The sequence below is a fragment of the Roseburia sp. AF42-8 genome, assembly GCF_003435965.1.
Taxonomy (GTDB): Bacteria; Bacillota; Clostridia; order Lachnospirales; family Lachnospiraceae; genus Roseburia_C; species Roseburia_C amylophila.
On the sequence record NZ_QTVB01000018.1, the window covers coordinates 1 to 21,676 of the forward strand.

20 protein-coding genes, 1 tRNA gene and 1 pseudogene are annotated in these 21,676 nt (G+C 40.2%); 7 read left to right on the plus strand and 15 right to left on the minus strand.

Features of this window, described 5'->3' with window-relative positions; translation table 11 throughout:
- Positions 1–167: 167 nt before the first annotated feature.
- The 12 genes and pseudogenes from DW059_RS09040 to DW059_RS09095 all read right to left on the minus strand — a co-directional run bounded on the left by DW059_RS09040 (position 168) and on the right by DW059_RS09095 (position 14,391).
- Positions 168–533, minus strand: a complete 366-nt coding sequence (locus DW059_RS09040) for a hypothetical protein (RefSeq protein WP_117698557.1) — start codon at positions 531–533, stop codon at positions 168–170.
- A gap of 43 nt (positions 534–576) precedes the next feature.
- On the minus strand, positions 577–807 hold the full coding sequence (locus DW059_RS09045) for an Arm DNA-binding domain-containing protein (protein ID WP_117698558.1): 231 nt from the start codon (positions 805–807) through the stop codon (positions 577–579).
- 295 nt (positions 808–1,102) lie between these two features.
- Positions 1,103–2,113 (minus strand): GGGtGRT protein, encoded by a 1,011-nt coding sequence (locus DW059_RS09050; protein WP_117698559.1) that lies wholly within the window; start codon positions 2,111–2,113, stop codon positions 1,103–1,105.
- 19 nt (positions 2,114–2,132) lie between these two features.
- Positions 2,133–2,825, minus strand: a complete 693-nt coding sequence (locus tag DW059_RS09055) for an iron-sulfur cluster assembly scaffold protein (protein WP_022243201.1) — start codon at positions 2,823–2,825, stop codon at positions 2,133–2,135.
- A 138-nt stretch (positions 2,826–2,963) separates the two neighbouring features.
- Positions 2,964–4,541: a putative ABC exporter domain-containing protein gene (locus tag DW059_RS09060; RefSeq protein ID WP_117698560.1), complete on the minus strand. Its 1,578-nt coding sequence runs from the start codon at positions 4,539–4,541 to the stop codon at positions 2,964–2,966.
- Positions 4,534–5,247 (minus strand): ABC transporter ATP-binding protein, encoded by a 714-nt coding sequence (locus DW059_RS09065; RefSeq protein WP_117698561.1) that lies wholly within the window; start codon positions 5,245–5,247, stop codon positions 4,534–4,536. The genes DW059_RS09060 and DW059_RS09065 overlap by 8 nt, the downstream gene beginning before the upstream one ends.
- A 230-nt stretch (positions 5,248–5,477) precedes the next feature.
- Positions 5,478–6,148 (minus strand): annotated as a pseudogene (locus DW059_RS17615) (UDP-N-acetylglucosamine pyrophosphorylase).
- On the minus strand, positions 6,126–9,320 hold the full coding sequence (locus tag DW059_RS09075) for a type IA DNA topoisomerase (RefSeq protein ID WP_117698562.1): 3,195 nt from the start codon (positions 9,318–9,320) through the stop codon (positions 6,126–6,128). The pseudogene DW059_RS17615 and the gene DW059_RS09075 overlap by 23 nt, the downstream one beginning before the upstream one ends.
- An 89-nt stretch (positions 9,321–9,409) precedes the next feature.
- On the minus strand, positions 9,410–10,771 hold the full coding sequence (locus tag DW059_RS09080; RefSeq protein ID WP_117698563.1) for an ATP-binding protein: 1,362 nt from the start codon (positions 10,769–10,771) through the stop codon (positions 9,410–9,412).
- A 156-nt stretch (positions 10,772–10,927) separates the two neighbouring features.
- Positions 10,928–12,013 (minus strand): aspartate-semialdehyde dehydrogenase, encoded by a 1,086-nt coding sequence (gene asd, locus DW059_RS09085; RefSeq protein WP_117698564.1) that lies wholly within the window; start codon positions 12,011–12,013, stop codon positions 10,928–10,930.
- Positions 12,014–12,185: 172 nt separating this feature from the next.
- Positions 12,186–13,598: an argininosuccinate lyase gene (gene argH / locus DW059_RS09090; protein WP_117698565.1), complete on the minus strand. Its 1,413-nt coding sequence runs from the start codon at positions 13,596–13,598 to the stop codon at positions 12,186–12,188.
- Between the two features lie 109 nt (positions 13,599–13,707).
- Positions 13,708–14,391, minus strand: coding sequence for an epoxyqueuosine reductase QueH (locus tag DW059_RS09095; RefSeq protein WP_117698566.1), 684 nt, complete (start codon positions 14,389–14,391; stop codon positions 13,708–13,710).
- A gap of 117 nt (positions 14,392–14,508) precedes the next feature.
- Here DW059_RS09095 and DW059_RS09100 point away from each other — a divergent pair, with 117 nt between their 5' ends.
- Together DW059_RS09100 and DW059_RS09105 are read left to right on the plus strand one after the other, a co-directional pair.
- Entirely contained in the window at positions 14,509–15,276 is a 768-nt protein-coding gene (locus DW059_RS09100; protein WP_117698567.1) for an ABC transporter ATP-binding protein, read from the plus strand.
- Complete coding sequence (locus tag DW059_RS09105) at positions 15,269–16,066, plus strand: ABC transporter permease (RefSeq protein WP_117698568.1); 798 nt, start codon at positions 15,269–15,271, stop codon at positions 16,064–16,066. The genes DW059_RS09100 and DW059_RS09105 overlap by 8 nt, the downstream gene beginning before the upstream one ends.
- Positions 16,067–16,144: 78 nt before the next feature.
- Here the strand turns inward: DW059_RS09105 and DW059_RS09110 are convergent, their stop codons facing one another.
- From DW059_RS09110 to DW059_RS09120, 3 genes are read right to left on the minus strand one after another with little or no spacing between them, the layout of a single operon-like run.
- Positions 16,145–16,552, minus strand: coding sequence for a hypothetical protein (locus DW059_RS09110; RefSeq protein ID WP_022243212.1), 408 nt, complete (start codon positions 16,550–16,552; stop codon positions 16,145–16,147).
- Positions 16,553–16,558: 6 nt separating this feature from the next.
- A complete protein-coding gene (locus DW059_RS09115) occupies positions 16,559–17,533 on the minus strand; it encodes a DHH family phosphoesterase (protein WP_117698569.1) in 975 nt (324 codons plus the stop codon).
- Between the two features lie 26 nt (positions 17,534–17,559).
- Positions 17,560–18,000, minus strand: coding sequence for a hypothetical protein (locus DW059_RS09120; RefSeq protein ID WP_117698570.1), 441 nt, complete (start codon positions 17,998–18,000; stop codon positions 17,560–17,562).
- Positions 18,001–18,228: 228 nt separating this feature from the next.
- On the opposite strand from DW059_RS09120, the gene DW059_RS09125 reads away from it, so the two are divergent.
- The 5 genes from DW059_RS09125 to DW059_RS09145 all read left to right on the plus strand — a co-directional run bounded on the left by DW059_RS09125 (position 18,229) and on the right by DW059_RS09145 (position 21,673).
- Positions 18,229–18,301 (plus strand) — tRNA-Thr (locus DW059_RS09125).
- A gap of 162 nt (positions 18,302–18,463) precedes the next feature.
- Positions 18,464–19,003, plus strand: coding sequence for a helix-turn-helix domain-containing protein (locus tag DW059_RS09130; RefSeq protein WP_022243215.1), 540 nt, complete (start codon positions 18,464–18,466; stop codon positions 19,001–19,003).
- Positions 19,004–19,012: 9 nt separating this feature from the next.
- Positions 19,013–20,086 (plus strand): spermidine/putrescine ABC transporter ATP-binding protein, encoded by a 1,074-nt coding sequence (gene potA / locus DW059_RS09135; protein WP_117698571.1) that lies wholly within the window; start codon positions 19,013–19,015, stop codon positions 20,084–20,086.
- Entirely contained in the window at positions 20,079–20,900 is an 822-nt protein-coding gene (locus tag DW059_RS09140; RefSeq protein ID WP_117698572.1) for an ABC transporter permease, read from the plus strand. Before potA ends, DW059_RS09140 begins: the two co-directional genes overlap by 8 nt.
- The gene (locus tag DW059_RS09145; RefSeq protein WP_117698573.1) at positions 20,894–21,673 is read left to right on the plus strand and encodes an ABC transporter permease; all 780 of its coding nucleotides are present in this window, start codon (positions 20,894–20,896) and stop codon (positions 21,671–21,673) included. The genes DW059_RS09140 and DW059_RS09145 overlap by 7 nt, the downstream gene beginning before the upstream one ends.
- Positions 21,674–21,676: the final 3 nt, after the last annotated feature.

Genomic DNA, 21,676 nt, shown 5'->3' on the forward strand with positions numbered 1-21,676 from the left:
GTTTGCTTCTAATACTTCATGATTACTAGCTTTTTTCCAATTCCAACATCCAATTTTTAAAACCACCATCTCGTACAAAATATCTTTCTTCTGGCCATGATTTTAATTCTTCAATTTTATATTTTTCGAATTTCATTCTATAGTTTGCTTCTAATACTTCATGATTACTAGCTTTTTTCCAATTCCAACATCCAATTTTTAAAACCACCATCTCGTACAAAATATCTTTCTTCTGGCCATGATTTTAATTCATTGTAAACCGTATGCAATGCATTATCAAAAAGTTCTTTTTTTCTTGTCCAGCTACTAATGTATACATAATCCTCATATTCTACAATTGTCCCTTTATTTGGGTTTTTAAAATATCGTTCATATCCATTCTTTACGTCCTCAAAAGTCACTTCCCCTTGTAACGGAATATATGCTTTTTGGATTAATTGTTGGGCAATTTGTTCACTATAAATTTCATGCATTTGCATATCCATCGATCGTCCTTCTATTTCTAAACTAGAAGGTTTTTTTCTCATAGCCATATAATGTACTTTCCTTACATGTCAGTTTACAATCATTTTCCATCTATAAATCCCCAAAATCAGCATATGAAATATCCCTATCTACCATTACCTGTCCCACATTTTCATATTCAGATAATGCTTTTCTTCCAGCTATTCTTGCGTCCCTTTTACTAGCAAATTCAGATTTTGATTTACGCTTTCTTTTTCCATCAACACTTGCCATCTCAAATGAATACTCATATACTTTTTTGCCAGACCTCAAAAAACGTTCTCTTACCATAATCTCACTCATATAATTCTCCTTCCACATAATGAATATATAAGTAATACTAATAAATCGACTCTTTGAAATCTATGACCTGCGAGGCTAAAAAATTTAACAAAGTATTTTTTCGCGTCAACAAAAATACAAAGTATTTCTTCTCACGTCAACGAACCGTAATTTTTCATTATTTTGCGCCAACAAACTAAAAAAATGTTGACGCGGAGCTATTTAGATACCTCCTTTAATATGAGAATATAAAAAGAGACTTCCGTCTTAATTTAAACGGAAGTCTCCAAAAAGCCTATAAAATCAAGCTTTCTATTTAGAATTTACCAGCTTTTGCTGCTTCCTCTACGGAAACGGCAACTGCTACTGTAGCACCAACCATTGGGTTATTACCCATTCCGATTAAGCCCATCATCTCAACGTGAGCTGGTACGGAAGAAGAACCTGCAAACTGTGCATCAGAGTGCATACGTCCCATAGTATCTGTCATACCATAAGAAGCAGGACCTGCAGCCATGTTATCTGGGTGAAGGGTACGTCCTGTACCACCGCCGGATGCTACAGAGAAGTATTTCTTACCCTGCTCGATACATTCTTTCTTGTATGTACCTGCTACTGGATGCTGGAAACGTGTTGGGTTGGTAGAGTTACCAGTAATGGAAACACCAACATTCTCATGATGCATGATTGCAACACCTTCCTGAACATCATCAGCACCGTAACATTTTACAGTTGCACGAAGTCCGTTAGAATATGCTTTTTCATATACAACATTAAGTTTTGCTGCTTTGTAATCATACTGTGTCTCAACAAATGTAAATCCGTTGATACGGGAAATAATCTGTGCAGCGTCTTTTCCAAGTCCGTTTAAGATAACACGAAGTGGTTTCTGACGTACTTTGTTTGCTTTCTCAGCGATTCCGATTGCACCTTCAGCAGCTGCAAAAGACTCGTGTCCAGCTAAGAAACAGAAGCACTCTGTCTCTTCCTCTAATAACATTTTTCCAAGGTTACCATGTCCAAGACCTACTTTTCTGTGGTCAGCAACAGAACCTGGAATACAGAATGCCTGAAGACCTTCACCGATTGCTGCAGCAGCATCAGCAGCTCTTTTGCATCCTTTTTTGATTGCGATTGCAGCACCTACAGTGTAAGCCCAGCAAGCGTTCTCGAAACAGATAGGCTGGATTTTCTTTACCTGATCATATACATCAAGTCCAGCATCTTTTGTAATTTTTTCAGCTTCTTCAATAGAGCTGATACCATAGCTGTTTAATACAGTGTTAATCTGGTCAATTCTTCTTTCATATCCTTCAAATAATGCCATTATCTTCGTCTCTCCTTTCTTACTCTTCTCTTGGGTCAATGATCTTAACAGCATCAGCTACACGACCATACTGGCCTTTTGCTTTTTCCCATGCAGTGTTAGGGTCATCACCTTTTTTGATAAAGTCTGTCATTTTTCCAAGAGAAACGAACTGATATCCGATAACTTCGTTGTTCTCGTCAAGAGCGATGCCTGTTACATAACCTTCAGCCATCTCTAAGTAACGAACACCTTTCTCCTTTGTTGCGTACATAGTACCAACCTGGGAACGAAGTCCTTTTCCTAAATCTTCCAGACCAGCACCTACTGCAAGTCCGTCATCAGAGAATGCACTCTGAGTACGTCCGTAAACGATCTGTAAGAATAATTCTCTCATTGCTGTATTGATTGCGTCACAAACAAGGTCAGTATTTAATGCTTCAAGAATTGTTTTTCCCTGAAGGACCTCTGCTGCCATTGCTGCTGAATGTGTCATACCTGAGCATCCGATTGTCTCAACCAGTGCTTCTTCAATCACACCATTTTTTACATTTAATGAAAGCTTGCAGGCACCCTGCTGTGGTGCACACCAGCCTACACCGTGTGTAAATCCTGAAATATCTTCAATTTTTTTGGAATGAACCCATTTTCCTTCTTCTGGAATTGGAGCTGGCTCATGTTTTGCGCCCTTGGCAACAGGACACATGTTTTCGACTTCCTTCGTGTAAATCATTATAAGACTCCTTTCGATATGAAATATATATCATGTTAAACTTTGTTATACATTTAACACACCGCCCTCATTTTCTCACATTTTTTGACATTCGTCCAGTCTTTTTTACAGGAAATGCCCCTTAATTTTCTCAATTTGTTAATCTAATGCCTCCATCCGCTCAAATGCAAAGGATGCTCCGATTGCTCCAACCAGTGTCAGCAGGAATATAACGACTATCATCATAATAAATCCTGCAGTCACAGAAATGAACGCTCCCGTTGCTACTGCCACAATGATTCCGACACATAATACCAGTCCCTGGAACAGCATCCGAAGAATCGTTCTGCCCAGTTCTCCAAACATTTTCCCTATCACGACATCTGCCAGCATATTCATATAAAGCTTATTAGCATTCAGGCACATATATAAAATGACGGTCAAAATCATGTAAGACACCGGAAGTCCCATTACGATACTGCCCGGCAGCGTAATCAGAAGTCCGTCAATCAGCGCACGGATATGCTCCATTTTGGTGGCATACCACATTTTCTTAAAATTGCTGTCCGGAATCAGATAGGTGTATGGATTTGCCAGTTCCTTCGACCACTTCGTCTTATAACCGCTGAAAATAAAGATAACATAGGCAATGACGCCCGGAATTACAAACATTTTAAAAGGCTGGCTGGAAATTTTATTATAATAAGAAACAACCGCAATTGCCACACCTATAACCAGAAACAGCACCGAATTCCAGCCAAAGATAAAGAAACGGTTTTTACGGTATTCTAATACCTGCCGGTAGAAAATTGCTTTAGCGTAAGTTCCCTTATAAGCCATCTTTACATTCCGTAAATACTTTTTCTTGCCATTTCCCACTACAACCTCGCCCTTTTTCGAGCGTTTCATCCGGTCATCATAATCTTCTGCAAATTTTGCAGCATCTTCATAGAATTCTCCGGTACACTTCATCTTTTTCGCATAAAGTACCAGAAAAACAGTACTGGTTAAAAGAAGTACGGTTGCCACCACATTGATTCCTGCAGGACCTATAATAATAAGCTGAATCAATGCAATTTCCCAGCCTATAATCGGAATCAGCTGTACCACCGGAAGCTGGATTAAGTCCACAAACACAGATAACTGCATGCCTTTCACCGAAACAAAGTAGATTGCCACCAGTGCAAAAGCTGCCATTACTCCATACATAATATAGGTAAGTACGGTAAAGAACTGTTTAGGAAGTGTTTCATTTCCATAGCAGATAATCATTAACGCTCCCTCTAAAATATTTTCCAGTACACCAGCATAAAGGAAATATAAAATCATCTTATATGGTGTAACACCAAATACACCAATTCCAAGTACCAGTACAAATAGTTCAACAATAAAATTGGTTAAGAACTGCTTCATTCCGGCATGAAGAATAACTTTCTTCGGTTCTTCCGGTGCAGCAAATACAAAATGTACTTCTGACGGGCGGAACAACAGTCCTTTTCTCTTGATATAGGAAATCAGATTTGCCGGAACAATCATAACCATCAGTACGGATAAAACAGTTGCAATTCCTTCCGGGCTGTTTAATCCGAAATCGACAGACATGGAACCAAGTCCATACAATACCAATGCTGCATATAAAACAACAAATACCAGTGCAAGAAAAGTCTGTGGCCGTTTCAGGCTCCGCTTCACTTTATTCTTAATGGTCTGGGAAAAAACAAAGGAAAGACTACTCATGTTCTTCACCACCAGTCTTTGGTTCTGTCACTTCAAAGAACAGTTCTTCTATGTCTTTATCCGCAATTTCATTTTTGTTAAATGTTGCTATAATTTTCCCTTGTTCCATTACAAACATCACATCCCACAAATCTTTTACCATTTCAAGCATATGGGTACTGATAAGAATGGTACAGCCTTTCTCTTTTAACTCAAGCACAACTTCTTTCAGTTCTTTTATGGCTGCCGGGTCAAGTCCAACCATTGGCTCATCCAACATCACAACCTTTGGATGAATAGCAAGTGCACAACAGATACTGACCTTCTGCATCATTCCTTTGGACAATTCATTTCCCAGCTTCTCCTGTTTATCCAGAAGTTCAAAACGTGTCAGCAGTGCATCTATTTCTTCCTCTGTAATGTCACTGTTATATGCCCGCTTCACATATTCGATATGCTCCCGCACCGTCAGCGCTTCAAACATTGCCGGAATCTCCGGTACATAGCCAAATATTTTCTTCGCTTCCAGGCTTCTTGCCTTCATTCCATTAATACCAACACCGCCTTCATAACGAAGGAGTCCTGCAATACTCTTTATAATGGTTGATTTTCCGGCACCATTTGGTCCAAGCAGGATACCGACCTGACCATCCTGCACCATAAAGCTGACATGGTCCACTGCTACATTCTTTCCATATTTCTTAGTAAGCTCTTGTACTTCTAACATTTTCACCCTCCAAAATTCACGAGAAACACTCTTTGTAAGCTTCCCGTATATACTGCGAGAAACACTCTTTTCAAAGTTCTCGTCCAACTAAAAAGCAGCCGTATGTATTACTTAATTAATACAGTAATGCATACAGCTGTTTTTGTCAACCATTCATTTCTTAATTTTCTATTGTCATTTTTCTGCAAGCAGCTACCGCAGGTAACTTCTGCGGGTAAATTTCCATCCGTTTAACCTTCTGCTTTACTTACAATTTCATTCTTATTCTTATAAATAGAATGCGCCGGAACTACTCCACGTACCGGGGAAAGCGGATAAATATTGGTATGTGGTCCGATGACCGTTCCCGGATTCAATACGGAATTACAGCCGACCTCTACAAAATCTCCTAACATGGCACCAAATTTCTTACGTCCGGTTTCCATCTTCTCATCAGCAGATTTTACTACCACCAGTGTCTTATCGGATTTTACATTGGATGTGATGGAACCTGCTCCCATGTGTGACTTGTATCCTAAAATAGAATCTCCCACATAATTATAGTGTGTACCTGCACGGAATTAAAAAGAATGACATTCTTTAACTCGGTAGAATTGCCTACCACCGTTCCTTTTCCGACAATTGCATTTCCACGAATGAATGCGCAGTGTCGTATTTCAGCATTTTCATCAATAATTAAAGGACCATTTAAACATGCTGTCGGTGCCACGACAGCGGATTTTGCCACCCAGATATCCTCACCCTTCTGTTCATAAACATCCGGATTCAATGTTTTTCCCAGTTCTTTGATATAATCTCCGATTCCGGCAAGTGCCTCCCACGGATAAGTAAATTGTGCAAGATAATCCTTTGCGATTGTCTCCTCTAATGTATACATATTACTGATTTTGCACTGTTCCATCTTTCTCTTCCTCTCTTTCTTCTTCCGGTTTCCGGTCAAAATCAAAACGGATTTCATCCTCTTCAAACTTCAGACAGGTATCAAATACATTTCCTGCTTTCGAAGTAAATCCGGTTATTTTTTTAGCGGTATATCCTTTTGCAAAAAGCTCTTCTAATACTTCTTCAGCCAGTTCCACCTTTGCTACATAACGGTTCACCCGGAATCCGCAGTCACATTCATAGTACCACTGGCTTTTCTTTAACAATGCCCCACACTTTGGACATTTTACTTTTGTCTCTTCCGGTTTCGGACGCTCCGGAAAGTCAAATTCAATGCGTCCATCCTCGGTAAGCTTCAATGGTGCATCAAATTTCTTGCCATTCTTAGACTTAAATCCTGTTATAATTTCCGTCTTTCCTGTCAGTAAAAGTGCTTTTACCTGAGTTTCCTTTAATTTTACTCCGGCTATTTTACCGATTGAGAAACGGCAGCTGTCCTCTTTGTTTCTGTCATAATTGGCACAGCCATAGCCAAATGGCGTCTGCACAATATCACCCTGACACAGTGGACATTTTACATCTTTTACCTTCTTTGCTTCCACATGCTCAAAATCAAATTTCAGGACTTTCTTTCCATTCTCATCTTCTCCAAGCATCAGGCAGGCATCAAATTTCTTCTTATTCTTTGAAGTAAATCCACGAATCGTTCCGGTTCTTCCATTGGTCAGAAGCTCCTTCACCTGGGCGGTGTTTAAATCTTTCCCGGCTATTTTGCCAATGGCAAACCGGCAGCCAGCCTCATCTTCCGCTTTATAATTGGCACAGCCATAACCAAATGGCTTTATTTCTATTGCTCCGCCACACAACGGACAACTTACGCCCTCTATGGTCTCCGGCTCATTCTGTGAAAAATCAAAGGTTATATTCGGTTTTCCTTCTTCATCCTTTGCCATCACAAGGCAGGCAGAAAACTTCTTCTTATTCTTCGAAGTAAATCCCTTTAAGACTCCGGTTCTGCCTTCGCTTAATAACTGCTTTACTTCTTCATCGTTAAGCTCTCTTCCGGCGATGGAACCAATAGCAAAACGGCAGCCACTGCCATCTTTATTATAATTCGAGCAGCCATAACCAAAAGGTGTAGTCTCAATCTCGCCGCCACAGACCGGACAGGTTGCTCCGATTTTAACCCTTGCCTTCATATCTTTGGCATTGCTGCCAGCCAATGGACGAATCTGACCGGCAATCTGGCTGGTGAGATTTTCATTTATCATGGAAACTGTTTCTTTCCGGATAAATTCCTCTAACTTCTCCCGATAATCTTCCATCGGAACCGTTCCCTGGGTAATGCCATCCAAGCCCTTTTCCCAGGAAGCGGTCATCTTCGGATTCAAAAGTGCCGGAACAGTCATATTCACCACTTCATAAACCATCTCGCCTAAGGCTTCCGGCGTCAGCACCTGTGTTTTCTTATTCAAAGCAAGGTAGCCGATACGCACCAGCTTCTTGATGATTTCTGCCCTTGTAGCAGAGGTTCCAATTCCGGAGCCTTTAATCTGTTCTCTTAATTCCTCTTCCTCGATTAACTGTCCCGCATTTTCCATGGCAAGCACCATGGAACCTGAAGTATAACGCTTTGGTGGAGAAGTCTTTCCCTCTTTTACCAGAAATTCTTTTACTTCTGCGGTATCTCCTTCTTTGAGACTATCTGCAAGTTTTAGTAATGCTGCGCTGTTCTTCGGATTGTTTTCTTCTCCGTCGCCATCTTCCTTTTCCCGTTTTTCTTTGGTATCCGGTCTTCCGGCAATTTCAAGATATCCGGGAACCTTTAATACTTTTGCTCCGGCAAAGAAAGATTCCTTTTCAATTCCGATGGTCAGTTTTACCGTCTGATACTGTGCCGGCGGATAGAAAATACTTAAGAAACGCCGCACGATCAGCTCGTAGACCCGCTTCTGCAATTCCGTCAGCGACTTATATTCATTGACCTGTCCGGTTGGAACAATAGCATAATGGTCTGTAATCTTACTGTCATCGGTATAACTGCTCTTTCCGATATTTTTATATAAACCATGTTCCATAATATTTTGTACAAAAGGTGCAACCGGCTCAAAGGAACGGAGTCCTCTGATATTCTTACTGATTTCTTTTGCAACGGCAGAAGATAATACTCTTGCATCTGTTCTCGGATAAGTAGTCAGCTTTCTTTCATATAAGTCCTGTGCTACCTGCAGCGTCTCGTCCGGGCTGATTTTAAACCTTTTCGAGCACTCTGCCTGCAGCTCCGCCAGGTTAAATAAAAGCGGTGCACGTTTCTTTGTAATTCCTTTATCTACTGTTTTTACAACCGCTGTTTTATTAGTTAAATCTTCAATTAACTTTTCTGCATGTGTTTTTTCTTTGAATCCATTCTCTTTATAGAGCAACGGAGACGCATAATAAGAAGAACCTTCTACTGCTTTCCATTCGCCTTCTATCTCTGCATCAAAAAAATTTCCCACTACCCGGTAAAATGGTGTCTCTACAAAATTACGGATTTCCCGCTCCCGGATTACAACCATGCCAAGTACACAGGTCATGACACGGCCAACTGCAATTGCAGTATAGGACTTGGTTCCTGCAGCATCATTTAAAAGATTTCCATATTTTACAGACATGACACGGGAAAAATTAATTCCCATGGCATAGTCTTCAATGGTACGCATAATCCCGGAATTAGCAAGATTATCATAATCCGCCATTGGTCTTGCTTCAGCAATTCCTCTTTTAATTTCTTCCTCCGTCTGCGAATCTATCCATACCCGCAGCTCTTTCATACCTTCACGGACTCCACCGAACCGCCGGATATTCTCTTCAATGGTCTGTCCTTCTTTTCCGGCATCGCCTGCCCAGTAAACGGTATCAATATCTTCCCGGTGTAAAAGCTTATGTACGATGTCATACTGTTTGCTTACAGATGGTATGACATTATATTTATAATCTTTCGGAAGAAATGGAAGGTCTTCTAACTTCCACTTCTTATATTTTATATCATATTCTTCCGGATATACCATTTCCACCAGATGACCAACACACCAGGTAATAGCATAGTGACTGTCTTCGATATATCCGTCATTTCTGCCGGATACGCCAAGAATTCGTGCAAATTCCCGGGCAACACTTGGTTTCTCCGTGATAATTAACGACTTACCCAACCGTTATTTCCTCCAATTTCTGTGCCATTTCTATTATTTTGTCTTTTTCAATCATTTGACTTTACTGTCATTTTTAGCTTTCCGGCACTTTATAATTCCTTCATATCGATCAGGACAAATCTTTTATCTTCTTCTGCCATCTGTTTTAAATCCTCTGCAAATTCCTGTGCGGAAAACATATAAAGATATTTTGCGGAAATTTTTGCCTGTTTCAGATTATCAAGCAATGCTTCACCTGACGAGCGGGTCATATAAGGCTCTGACCAGTTACAGATTCCGACAATGCTCTCACGGACACTGTTCTGGGCGACAATATCGATATTGCCCTTCTTTCCAACCCAGGTTCCAATCCGGTGAATGTCAATCGGAAGTTTACCAATACGATTTAATAAAGTCAGATATTCCCGGCAGACCTTGACAAAATAACGGTTCATATAGTCATCTAAATCTTTTTCAATATAAGTATCATAAAATTCTTCCGGTGTCATCATATATAAGTCCGATAAATGTGGATAGACAAAACGGAACCAGAAATTCACATAAGTATTGGCAATGCGGTAAACACCCTTTTTCGTATTCTCCCAGCCACCGGTATCAAAGGAAACCACCTTTTCTACCACATCAAATGCCATCAGATTCTTCATGTAGACACTGATTTTTGCTCTGGAGAAGCCTGTCTTTAAAAAGAGGTCATTCAGCTTATTATTTCCCGAAGCCAATGCTGCAAGTATTGTATTATATACAGAAAGTTCTCTTAATTCAATGCTGATATAATTTTCTGCCTCATGGAACAGGAAGCCATCCGGAGACAAAATATGCCGACAGACATTTTCCTTAATACTCTTTTTGGAATTCCAGCGTGTAAGATAACCCGGCACACCTCCAATAATTCCATAGACCTGCACTGCCTGACTGGTTCCATATTCCGGGAAATGTCGAACCACATCAAGAAATGTCGCATCCTCCATGCGGATGGCTGCGTCTACCTTCTTTAAGTATTCACCATATTTTTCTCTGCAGTCTTCCTCTACCCATACCAGTGAAGAGCTGGTCAGAATAATCATAACAGGACCCGGATATAATTTCTTTGCTTTCAGTTTCAGAATGCTGTTCATAAAGCCAACATCTTTTCTGGCAATATACTGGAATTCATCAATAACAACCACAAGCTTGGTCGGGTCTCCACTCTTGATGCGGTTAAAGAATTCATCATAACTATAGCGTGTCAGACGAATTCCGTATTTTGTTTCCACTTCCTGCCCCATCTGCAAAACCTGTTCCCTTTCGGATGCCTGTCTGGCGCGATAGTAAAAAAACTTTTTCTCCTTACAGAATTCTTTTATCAACTGCTCTTTCTGGCAGTTATCTCTTCCATATAAAAGAACAATCTGATTGCCGGACTGTCCATATACCTCTTCTAATTTTTTTAATTCGGATGTCTGAATCATCATTGGTAATATCCTCCAAAATTTCTAATTCTAAGAAGTCACTCTAACAAAAATAATATCACATTTTAATTTTTCTATCAACGCCAAAACGATAAAAAAGCCATACTGCTTTCCTGCAATATGACTTTTCTATCTTCATTTTGTTACATATTTTGCTGCTTATTTTGCGGTAATGTAACCCTGTGCTTTTAAAAGTTCTGCACAAAGAACAGCTCCACCAGCCGCACCACGTACGGTATTGTGGGATAATCCTACGAATTTCCAATCATATACGGTGTCCTCACGAAGACGTCCAACACTGATTCCCATACCGTTTTCATAGTTAACATCCATAGAAACCTGTGGTCTGTTGTCTTCTTCTAAGTACTGGATAAACTGCTTTGGTGCACTTGGAAGATTTAATTCCTGTGGAACACCCTTGAAGTTTACTAATTTTTCGATTAACTGCTCTTTTGTAGGGTTCTTTTTGAACTTAACAAATACAGCTGCTGTATGTCCGTTTAATACCGGAACACGGATACACTGGCAGGTAATAACCGGTGATGTAGCAGGTACAATGACACCATCTTTGATTTCACCCCAGATACGAAGTGGCTCTTTTTCGGATTTTTCTTCCTCTCCACCGATGTATGGGATAATATTTCCAACCATTTCCGGCCAGTCCTTAAAGGTTTTTCCGGCACCGGAAATTGCCTGATAGGTAGTTGCTACTACTTCATATGGTTCAAACTCTTTCCATGCTGTAAGAACAGGAGCATAACTCTGGATGGAGCAGTTTGGTTTTACTGCAACAAATCCTCTCTTGGTTCCCAGTCTCTTGCGCTGGAATTCGATTACTTTCATATGTTCCGGATTGATTTCAGGTACTACCATAGGAACATCCGGTGTCCATCTGTGTGCACTGTTGTTCGAAACAACAGGAGTCTCTGTCTTAGCATATGCTTCTTCAATTGCTTTAATTTCATCTTTAGTCATATCTACAGCACTGAATACGAAATCAACTTCTGCTGCAACATTTTCTACTTCATTAACATTCTTTACTACAATATTTTTAACGGCTTCCGGCATTGGAGTATCCATTTTCCAACGATCTCCAACTGCTTCTGCATAGGTCTTTCCTGCACTTCTTGGGCTTGCTGCAATTGTAGTTACCTCAAACCATGGATGATTCTCCAGAAGAGAGATAAATCTCTGACCTACCATTCCTGTTCCACCTAAAATACCGACTTTTAATTTGCTGCTCATTTCTTTTTCTCCTCACGTTTTTATGTTCGTCTATCGCGAACAGTTGTCTTTCTGATAAATATACTATCCTATTTATACAAAAAATGCAATTCACAATTTATCAAAAATTACTAAGTGAATTGCATTTTTCTTATACATATGTACCAATTTTTTAAAATAAGCTACTTATTTTCTACGCCTCTTCCGGCAGATTCAACTCATCCTGCCAGTCCTTTGACAGATATTCCTTATGCAATGCAATGACTTTTTCCATTGCGTCTTTACCAGGCGCACCAACAGTCAGACGTTTATTAACACAGGTTTCCATGGAAATTGCTTCATAGATATCTTCTTCAAATACCGGACAGATTGCCTTTAACTCATCCAATGACATATCATCAATGGCAATCTTCTTATCCAGACAATAAAGCACGATTCTTCCTACAATACCGTGGGCATCACGGAAAGGAACGCCATGATTTACCAGATAATCTGCTGCATCTGTCGCATTGGTAAATCCCTTGTTGGCACTGTCATGCATTTTTTCTTTATTGAATTTCATAGTTGCGAGCATACCGTTAAAGAGTGCCAGACAGCCTTTTGCAGTATCCATGGCATCAAAGGAAAGCTCCTTGTCTTCCTGCATATCTTTATTATACGCAAGGGGAATTCCCTTCATTGTAGTAAGCAATGACATCAGTGCACCATACACTCTTCCGGTCTTTCCACGTACCAATTCTGCAATATCCGGATTTTTCTTCTGTGGCATAATGCTGCTTCCGGTGCTGTATGCATCGTCAATCTCTACAAACTGATATTCATTGGAATTCCAGATGATAACTTCTTCTGAGAAACGGCTTAAATGCATCATAATCGTTGATAATGCAGATAAAAATTCGATTAAGTAGTCACGGTCTGATACGCCATCCATACTGTTTAAGGTTGGTCCATAGAAACCAAGTAATTCTGCAGTATATTCACGGTCTAATGGATAAGTAGTTCCTGCCAGGGCACCGGAACCTAACGGACAGTAATTCATTCTCTTAAAAATATCCTGCAGGCGTAGTCTGTCACGGCGGAACATCTCAAAATAAGCTCCCATATGATGTGCCAGTGTAATCGGCTGTGCTTTCTGAAGATGGGTAAATCCCGGCATAATCGTCTCGGTATTTTCTTCCATAATCTTAAGAATGGTCTCAAGAAGTTCTTTTACCAGCTTGTCAGTATGCAATACTTCCTGTCTGGTATAAAGACGCATGTCCAGTGCAACCTGGTCATTTCTGCTTCGTCCGGTATGTAATTTCTTACCGGTATCTCCCAGACGGTCAATGAGTTTTGCCTCTACAAAGCTGTGAATATCTTCGTATTCATCGGTAATAATAAGCTTTCCTTCTTCTACTTCTTTTAAGATTTCTTTTAAACAGTCTACAATATCCTGCATTTCTTTCTCTGTTAAAATGCCCTGTTTTCCAAGCATTTTCACATGCGCAATGCTGCCTTCCATATCCTGTTTATAGAATTTCTGATCAAATGATATAGACGCATTAAAATTGTAAACGAGCTTGTCTGTCTCTTTGGTAAAGCGTCCACCCCATAACTGTGCCACTCTTTTATCCTCTCTTTCCATACGGATGTCCGTACTTATTCTAAACAAAAATCCATAACTAACTTCTGAAAGTATACCTTATTTTTCATAAAATGACAACCAGAAGAAATCACTCCTGTACTGTCTGCTCACTTTCCTGCGCCGCACGTTCTCTTTTCTGTTCTTCCCGCTCCCGCTTCGAAAATACACAGCCACAATAATCCTGCCGGTACATGCCATACTCTGCCGAAATTACGGTAGAACGCTTATAGCCATCCCGTTTCTTAAAATCCGAATATAAATAGGGAATGCCATATTCTTCAGCCAGCCTTCCTCCAATCTCATTTAACTTTGCAGCATTCTTCATGGGACTGATAGACAGCGTTGTCGTAAAATAATCACAATTTAATTTTTTCGCATACTCTGCCGCTTCCCGCAGTCTTAATTCATAGCAGCGGAAACACCGTTCGCCACCCTCCCGGATATTTTCATAACCTTTTACTGTTTCATAAAAACGCTCCGGTTCAAAATTTCCTTCCACAAAGGTGACAGGATATTTCGTCGGAAATTCTTTAATAAAGCGTTTCTGCTCCGCTGCTCTGTGATAATATTCATCCTCCGGATAAATATTGGGATTATAGTACAACACCGTAATATAAAAATAGTTGGAAAGATACTCTAATACATAAGAACTGCAGGGTGCACAGCAGCTATGAAGTAAAAGTTTCGGAACTTCTCCTCTTTCTTCTAATCCGGCAATCGTTTCATCCAATATTTTCTGGTAATTTTCTTTCATCGCATTTACCTTTCCCATTCAAAATTTCTGTCGATTCTGTTCCTATTATAATCTATCCTTTTCTTCTGTCAATCCGGGTGACCAATCTCATTTTTTCACATATATTATCCTATAAACTTCTATCAGGTGAATACCATGTGCTCCATCCTTGAATTGTCCAATATAGATTATATTTATCATACGAAAGACGGCGAAACCAAGGCTCTGTCCAATATCAGTTTTACTTTATCCAATGGAGAATTTGTTGCTATTGTAGGTCCCAGTGGATGTGGCAAATCAACACTTTTATCCCTTATCTGCGGTCTCCTTGTCCCATCCGGCGGCAGCATTTCCTTCATGGGACACCCCCTGCAGTCAAAGGATATCTTAAATATGGGATACATGCTCCAGAAAGACCATCTCTTAGAGTGGCGTACCATCGCATCCAATGTCCAATTAGGGCTGGAAATCCAGCACAAAATGACACCGGAAAATCTTGCTTATGCCAGCCGGCTGTTAGAAACTTATGGACTTGCCGATTTTGCTGCAAAACGTCCTTCTGAGCTTTCCGGCGGCATGCGGCAGCGGGCTGCCCTGATTCGGACCCTGGTACTTCGCCCGGAGCTGCTTCTCTTAGATGAACCCTTCTCGGCATTAGATTATCAGACCCGCCTTAATGTCAGCAATGACATCGGTACCATTCTGCGGCAGGAACATAAAACCGCCATTCTTGTAACCCATGATTTATCCGAAGCAATTTCCATGGGAGACCGTGTTATTGTCTTAAGCCACCGGCCGGGCACAATCCGCTCCATTATACCCATATCCTTTGAGCCTGGTCTTACGCCTTTAGAGAAACGAAATGACAGCCATTTTAAATCCTATTTTAACTTAATATGGAAGGAATTTAATCAAAATGAATAACCCATCCTCTGCACAGCTTATGTATTTACGGCAATGCCGCAGGCATCGGCTTAAAATAAAAATCTGTCGCATCCTGATTCTTGTTGTCTTTCTATTGCAATGGGAACTCTGTGCGAAATATGGAAAAATCGACCCCTTTATTTTCAGCAGTCCCACCAGACTTATCATCTGCTTCTACCAGATGATTACCGGTCAGAAGCTCCTTTATCACATTGGAATCACCCTGTTTGAAACCTTAAGCAGCTTTTTCTTTGTTATTATTTTAACATTACTGATTGCTGCAATCCTCTGGTTTTCCAAAACCTTATCCGAAACCTTAGAGCCTTATCTTGTGGTTTTAAATTCCCTGCCAAAATCCGCGCTGGCTCCACTGCTGATTGTATGGCTGGGCGGCAATTACAAGACCATTATCATCACCGGTATGTCCGTAGCTATCTTTGGCTCTATTCTGAGTCTTTACACTGCTTTTTGTGATATGGATAAAGAAAAGATTCTTCTGATAAAGACATTAGGCGGCACCCGTAATGATGTCATGTTTAAAATTATGCTGCCGGGCTGTGTTCCCACCCTGCTTTCTATTATGAAAGTCAACATCGGTCTTTGTCTGGTTGGTGTTATCATCGGTGAATTTATTGCAGCAAAAAAAGGCTTAGGCTATCTTATTATTTATGGCAGCCAGGTTTTTAAATTAGACTGGGTCATCTTATCGATTCTGATTCTCTGTCTCATTGCCATGCTGCTCTATCAGCTGATTGGAAGTTTTGAGAAGCTCTGCTTAAAGAGGAAATAAAGAAAGGCGGTATGAATTGCACCTGCTCTTCATACTGCCTTTCTCTTTCTTACTTTACAGGAAATTACTTATGAATTTTTATGCTTCTTCGATTTCTTCAAAGTCACAGTAATCTGCTCCTGCTTCAGAAGCAAACTTAAAACTTACTTTCTCGCCCTGATATTCCACGGTAAAATCACCTTCCATATCAAGGAAAGAATGTGCCTGGGCTATATTATCCAAGAATTCTGCCATATCTGCCGGAAAGTCTTTTGCGTCTGCCTCTACGCTGCACTCTTCTTCTAAGATTTCCTGCTCCACAAAGAGACGCAGGGTAAAGTCATCCAAATCACTTTCATCATCAAAATCTACACCCTGAAAATAATGATTGCCACAATTTTTAAATAAGTTCTTTACATAAGAGGTACTGGATAAAATTCTCGACTGGGATACATCCTCTGCCTCAAGATAAATATGATAGGTTATCTTCACCTGATTTTCTGCCATGGTATCTTACCTTCCTTCTTCTGCCTTGATCTGCTCTAAGAACAGCATTTCTAATTTATAATCCCGGTCCGGTTCCAACTTTTCCATATTCTTCTTTGGAATGAAACCGCCAGCCATTGCCGGATGTCCGCCACCATTTCCATAATCTGCTAATGCCTTTGCTACAACTCTTCCGGCATCTACATGATTTAATGCACTACGGACAGAAAACTTAATGCCGTCAGAACGGATTGCATAAATCACGGAAATATTAACTACATCAAGAGATAAAATAAAGTCTGAAATAATTGCAATCAGCGCATCCGGACAATCAAACGGAATCGATGCAAATCCCACATCATCATAAATGTGGATATTATCGATTGCCGCACCATATGCTTTTAAATCAGAAAACTCCATTACATTTACATACATGGACTTTAACTCTTCCACATCTGCCATTGGATAGATGTATGCAAACATATCCACATCAAGCTTTGTTGTACCACGGACAAAGTCATCCGTATCCATCTTGATGCCATATGCCAGTGCTGCCGCCACATCCCGGCTCATTGGTGTATTGGTAAGATAAAAATACTCTGCAATCATTGTGGCACAGGCTCCTACACGGCGCACATCTTTATAAGCATATTCACAGGCAATTACTGTCGGATGATGGTCAATACATGCCACCTCATCCCCGATAAAATCGGTCAGATTCGCATTATATTTCTGGGAGTCTACGGTAACAATATAGTCCTCTTTCTTCATATCATCCAAATCTTCTTTAGACAAAATATCAATATGAAATGTGTCAAACATCTTTCTTGTACTCAGGCGTTCAATCTTACCATCATAACAGATATCTGCTTTAATCCCATGGTAATTTAAAAAATGCTGTAAGCCAAAGGCACTGGCAATCGCATCCGGATCTGGAAAATTATGTGTCTGAATATAAGTTCTGTGTCCTCTTAATAACTCTACTAATTGTAAGGGATCCATGTTTTATCTCCTGGTATGATTTCTTCTTATTTTAATATAGAAAGCGGATTATTTTCCTTCTGGAATTTCAATGCAAACAAAGCTGCCCCATAGCATAAAATTCCAATCAGCATAAATATTACTTTACCGGAAATTATTCCAACGACAATCTCTGCTGCTGCAACAATTCCATGCAGCCAGACAGGAAGGTTATGCAGACATGCAGCAAGTCCCGCTTCAATCAACACTACAATACATACGCTCACTACCGGTATCTTCCATACCAGTATACCCAGCACAATTTCCAATACGGCAAAAACCACAAATACACATAACATAATCAGCGCGCTGTTTTCCTTTAATTCTGCAATCGTAAACTGACTGTTCTTCTTTGCATAATTTTTCTTTGCGCTGTTGATTTTCTTCTTCATATTCTTCTTACTGTCCTCAGTTTTCTTTCCCCCTGAAACAAATTCCTTCACTTCCATGAAAAAAACTTCCTCCTTGTAATGATTTCCCTTTTCATAAGCCGGTTCATCTTTCTCCGGTTCTTACACATCTACGCCCATTATACCAAGTAACCTTTGAAAGAACAACTTTTTTCAAAAAAACATTGCAAATTTATTTTTTTCTATATATAATATTATAGTATGATTTTAATAAATAAAGGGTTGTCTGAGGAAAATATTTTATTTCGCATATAACCAGATTATTCTGCTTCCGTGGCTCAGTTGGTAGAGCGGCGCATTCGTAATGCGTAGGTCAGGGGTTCGAGTCCCCTCGGGAGCTTTTTTTGTTGTCTAAAAATAATCTAAAAATAGTATTGACATTTCTCTTTCAATTTCTCATAATACTCCTTAGTGAGTTTATTATTATTAAACTTCAAATACATTATTAGCTTCATTTTGTAAAAACTATGTAAAATCACTTTTCATGGAAAGGAAGTACAAAATGGATATTGGAAATAAAATCAAGGAGCTGCGGATTCTCTACGGTCTCACCCAGCAGGAACTGGCTGACCGTCTGGAATTATCCAAAGGATTTATCTCCCAGTTAGAGCGTAATCTTACATCTCCTTCCGTGGGTACACTTTTAGATATTATCCAGTGTCTCGGCACTACGCCGGCAGAATTTTTTGCAGATGATGAACCTGCACAGCTTGTCTTTAAAAATGAAGATTATTTTGAAAAAGAAGATGCGGAACACAGGAGCTTAATCGAATGGATGGTTCCCGGTGCCCAGAAAGATATGATGGAACCGGTACGACTGACGCTGAAGCCCGGCGGCACATCAGACATCTATCTTCCACATGAGGGAGAAGAATTCGGCTATGTACTTAAGGGCTCCATTAAAATCATATATGGTACCCGTACTTATACTGCAAGACAGGGGGAGTCTTTTTATCTTAAGTCCAATAAAAAGCACCATATCGAAAATACCGGCAGGAAAGATGCCGTTCTTATCTGGGTTACAAACCCGCCAAGTTTTTAGGAGGTTATGATGGGCAAGAAATTAATACAATTAGAAAATATTACCAAAACTTATGACGGAAATATGATTTTGGATGACTTAAATCTTTATGTAAAGGAAAACGAATTCTTAACACTGCTGGGACCTTCCGGCTGTGGAAAGACTACTACCCTGCGTCTTATCGGTGGTTTTGAGACACCGGACACCGGACGTATTATTTTTGATGGAAAAGATATTACTTCTCTTCCGCCAAATGAGCGTAAATTAAATACCGTATTCCAGAAATACGCACTTTTTACCCATATGAGCATTGCAGAAAATATTGCTTTTGGGTTAAAAATCAGCAAGAAAAGCAAGGCTTATATTCAGGATAAAATCAAATATGCCTTAAAGCTTGTAAACTTAGACGGTTATGAAAACCGCAGCATTGATTCCTTAAGCGGTGGCCAGCAGCAACGTATTGCCATTGCCCGTGCCATTGTAAATGAACCAAAGGTGCTCCTTTTAGACGAGCCTTTGGGTGCACTGGATTTAAAAATGCGTCAGGACATGCAGTACGAACTGATTCGTCTGAAAAATGAACTTGGCATTACTTTTATCTATGTTACCCACGACCAGGAAGAAGCCCTTACCATGTCAGACACCATTGCTGTCATGAATCAGGGCTATATCCAGCAGATTGGTACTCCGGAAGATATTTATAATGAGCCGGAAAATGCATTCGTTGCCGACTTTATCGGAGACAGCAATATCATTGACGGTATCATGATTGAGGATAAATTAGTCAGCTTCTTAGGCATCAAGCACGAATGTGTCGACACCGGTTTTGGTAATAATAAACCGGTAGACGTAGTCATCCGCCCGGAAGATATTGAGATTGTAGAAGCCGGCACCGGTTTTATGGATGGTGATATTACTTCTGTTATCTTCAAGGGTGTCCACTATGAAATCGAAATTATGGCTGGCGGCTATGAATGGCTTGTTCATACCACCAAATATTTTGAAACCGGAAGCCATGTGGGAATGAAGGTAATTCCTTTCAATATCCAGATTATGCATAAACCGGAATCCAGTGACGAAAAGGCGGTGGAACTCGATGCATAATGCCAGAAAAAGACTTTTAGCCGGACCTTATCTGGTCTGGATTATTGGATTTACTGTACTTCCAATTCTGATGATATTATATTACGCATTCACCAACAGTGACGGTGGTTTTACCTGGGCAAATATTGCTGCAATTGCAGACCCGGTACATATAAAAGCACTCCTGCTTTCCTTGAAGCTTGGTATCTTATGTACGGTTGTCTGTCTCCTGCTCTCCTACCCGCTTGCCATGATATTAAATAGTCTTCATATCAAGCATCAGAGCTTTGTGGTATTTATCTTCGTCCTGCCAATGTGGATGAATTTTATGCTGCGTATTTTAGCATGGCAGATGTTGCTTTCCAACAATGGAATTATCAATGGATTCCTTTCCATTTTTGGCATCCCGAAGCTTCATATGTTAAATACACAGGGAGCCGTTGTATTTGGCATGATTTATGATTTTCTTCCATTTATGATTATGCCGATTTACAATTCCATAGTACGTATCCGCAAAGAAACCATAGATGCGGCAAGGGATTTAGGTGCCAACAGTTTTATCACCTTCTTCCGTATCATTCTGCCGCTTACTTTGCCTGGAATTGTCAGCGGAATTATTATGGTATTCGTGCCGGCACTTACCTCCTTTGTTATTTCAGACCTTTTAGGTGGAGGTAAAGTACTTCTCATTGGAAATGTTATTGAGCAGTCCTTCATGCAGGGTTCCTACTGGAATTTAGGTTCCGGACTTTCCATTGTACTTATGATTTTTGTTTTAATCAGTATGGCATTTATGAATCGTGCCGGTGAATCAGGAGGGCATGCAGTATGGTAAAGAAAAGTTTATCAAGAATTTATCTTGCAATTATTTTCCTGTTTCTGTATCTTCCGATTGGAGTTCTGATTGTACTTTCCTTCAACAACTCACTCTCCCGTGTAAAATGGGGTGGATTTACGACAGAATGGTACCGCAATCTTGTTTCTGACCCGACTATTATGAATGCCTTTTATACCACGATTCTGATTACCGTTGCATCTTCTGTGATTGCTACAATAATCGGAACCATGGCAGCAATCGGAATCAGTGCCATGCGGAAAAGGAACCGTCAGATTATGCTTGGTGCAACTAACATTCCACTTCTGAATGCAGATATTGTTACCGGTATCTCCCTGATGCTGCTTTTTGTCCGCTTTACAGAGCTTGGAACATCAACCGTATTGATTGCACATATTACCTTTGACATTCCATATGTCATTTTAAATGTACTGCCTAAGCTTTCCAACACCTCCTCCCATACCTATGAGGCTGCCAGAGACTTAGGTGCAACACCACTTTATGCATTTTTCAAAATTGTATGGCCGGATATCAAGCCTGGTGTATTCTCCGGTTTTCTGATGGCTGTGACAATGTCCCTAGACGATTTTTCCATCACCTATTTTACCAAGGGTGCCGGTGTCAATACATTGTCCACCATGATTTATACCCAGCTGCGTAAAGGTATTATTCCTGAGATGTATGCACTGTCTACGATTTTATTCTTCCTTGCACTGGTACTTCTTCTGATTATGAATTACCGCAGTGTCAAGGATGCGAAAGGAAGGTCTTAAGAA